Below are 2,547 nucleotides of genomic sequence, written 5' to 3' on the forward strand. Positions count from 1 at the left end.
AAATGAGGCAACCGATCGCGCCCGGGAGCATCGATACGTGAGGCAATACGCGCTCTCATCCTGATTGTCGCGCTATAGATCGGCAAAACAGACGAAATATCCCGCACTCACTCTGACCGTGATCCATGCTCAAGAGCGGGGAAGGCCGACGCGGCGAAAGAAAATCGAGTGGAAGCTCCTCACCGATCTCCCGGTCCAATCGCGCAAGGACGCCATCGAGAAGATCGAATGGTACGCGTTGAGGTGGAAGATCGAAGTCTTCCATAAGATCCTCAAATCGGGCTGCAAAGCAGAGGACTCAAAATTGCGAACTGCTGAGCGTCTGGTCAATCTGATCGCGGTCTTCTGCATTGTGAGTTGGCGCGTCTTCTGGATGACGATGCTCAATCGCTCCTCGCCGAATGCCATACCGCAAATGGCGCTGACGGATCCCGAAATGAAGCTTCTTGACCATTTGGTGAAAGACCGGGGTGGTGATTGCTCTCGACGAAGCACGCTCTCCCACTATGTCGTCAAGATCGCGCGGCTCGGAGGATACCTGGCCCGAGCCAACGATCCGCCTCCAGGAAATACCGTGATCTGGCGCGGACTATCGCGGCTGAACAACATCGAACTTGGAGCCGCAATCGAGGTAACAACTATGGGTAATTGAAAGGTCTCTTTGCCGCTTACGATAAAACCGGAGCTATGGCTGATTTTGGGTAAGCGCGTATTTTACCGCACAGGCTACGCGCGCGGCTGGCCGCGGCGTCGCGTGACGCCGGGCCCCAGCAGTGTCATCGGAACGGGGGGGGGGGGGGGGGGGGGGGGGGGGGGGGGGGGGGGGGGGGGGGGGGGGGGGGGGGGGGGGGGGGGGGGGGGGGGGGGGGGGGGGGGGGGGGGGGGGGGGGGGGGGGGGGGGGGGGGGGGGGGGGGGGGGGGGGGGGGGGGGGGGGGGGGGGGGGGGGGGGGGGGGGGGGGGGGGGGGGGGGGGGGGGGGGGGGGGGGGGGGGGGGGGGGGGGGGGGGGGGGGGGGGGGGGGGGGGGGGGGGGGGGGGGGGGGGGGGGGGGGGGGGGGGGGGGGGGGGGGGGGGGGGGGGGGGGGGGGGGGGGGGGGGGGGGGGGGGGGGGGGGGGGGGGGGGGGGGGGGGGGGCCACCGCCCAACTGGGCAAATCCAATGGCTTGAGCGAACTCAGAACTGGATAAAATCTGGGGGCAAGGTCACAGGTTACACCGGCAGACTTGAGCACGCACCGCGTCGCCGAGGCCTGGACAGGTTCACCACGCCTACTGATTTCCTCAAGCTGAAATTTGCCATTAAAGATGCGACGCAGCCGGCGGGAGCGAAGCAATGATGTATCACCTCCTCCGCAACAGTGCTGCGAAGGCTTGGGCCCGATCCGCGGGCGTGGCAAGGCCGTCGGCAAGGGCAGCGAGGCGCTGCTGGAGCTCGGGCGGAAGCCCTGCCAGGCCCACGCCGAGGCCCGCCACAGCCCGGGCGCGGTCCCAGGGCTCGTCAAGCTGCTCGGCGATGACGACGAGGCGCTCCTGGAGCTCGGGCGCAAGCCCTGCCAGGCCCGCGCCGAGCCCCTCCAGGGCCCAGACGCGGTCCCAGGGCTCGTCAAGCTGCTCGGCGATGACGACGAGGCGCTGCTGGAGCGCGGGCGCAAGCCCTGCCACGCCCGCGCCGAGGCCCTGCAGAGCCCAGCCGCGGTGCGTGGGCATGTCAAGCTGCTCGGCGATGACGACGAGGCGCTCCTGGAGCTCGGGCGCAAGCCCTGCCAGGCCCGCGCCGAGCCCCTCCAGGGCCCAGACGCGGTCCCAGGGCTCGTCAAGCTGCTCGGCGATGACGACGAGGCGCTCCTGGAGCTCGGGCGCAAGCCCTGCCAGGCCCTCGCCGAGACCCTCCAGGGCCAAGACGCGATGCGCGGGTGCGTCAAGCTGCTCGGCGATGACGACAAGGCGCTGCTGGAGCGCGGGCGCAAGCCCTGCCAGGCCCGCGCCAAGACCGCGCAGAGCGCGGACGCGATGCGTGGGCGCGGCAAGCTGCTCGACGAGGCCGACGAGGCGCTGCTGGAGCTCGGGCGCAAGCCCTGCCAGGCCCGGGCCGAGGCTCTGCAGAGCCCAGCCGCGGTGCGCGGGCATGTCAAGCTGCTCGGCGATGACGACGAGGCGCTCCTGGAGCTCGGGCGCAAGCCCTGCCAGGCCCGCGCCGAGCCCCTCCAGCGCCAAGACGCGGTCCCAGGGCTCCTCAAGCTGCTCGGCGATGACGACGAGGCGCTGCTGGAGCGCGGGCGCAAGCCCTGCCATGCCCCGGCCGAGGCCGCGCAGAGCCGCGGCGCGGTCCGCGGGCTCCTCAAGCTGCTCGGCGATGACGACGAGGCGCTCCTGGAGCGCGGGCGCAAGCCCTGCCATGCCCCGGCCGAGGCCGCGCAGAGCCGCGGCGCGGTCCGCGGGCTCCTCAAGCTGCTCGGCGATGACGACGAGGCGCTCCTGGAGCGCGGGCGCAAGCCCTGCCAGGCCCACGCCGAGACCCTCCAGGGCCCAGACGCGATGCGCGGGCGCGG

2 protein-coding genes are annotated in these 2,547 nt (G+C 71.2%); one reads left to right on the forward strand and one right to left on the reverse strand.

Annotated features, from left to right (window positions below; genetic code table 11):
• The first annotated feature begins 64 nt into the window (after nucleotides 1-64).
• Nucleotides 65-652: an IS4 family transposase gene (locus ACM43_RS09760; RefSeq protein ID WP_271539869.1), complete on the forward strand. Its 588-nt coding sequence runs from the start codon at nucleotides 65-67 to the stop codon at nucleotides 650-652.
• Nucleotides 653-1,339: 687 nt separating this feature from the next.
• On the opposite strand, the gene ACM43_RS09765 is transcribed toward ACM43_RS09760, so the two are convergent.
• On the reverse strand, nucleotides 1,340-2,547 hold a 1,208-nt coding region (locus ACM43_RS09765; protein WP_271539870.1), incomplete at its 5' end, for a hypothetical protein.

The organism is Bradyrhizobium sp. CCBAU 45321, from assembly GCF_028128975.1.
Lineage (GTDB): Bacteria > Pseudomonadota > Alphaproteobacteria > Rhizobiales > Xanthobacteraceae > Bradyrhizobium > Bradyrhizobium yuanmingense.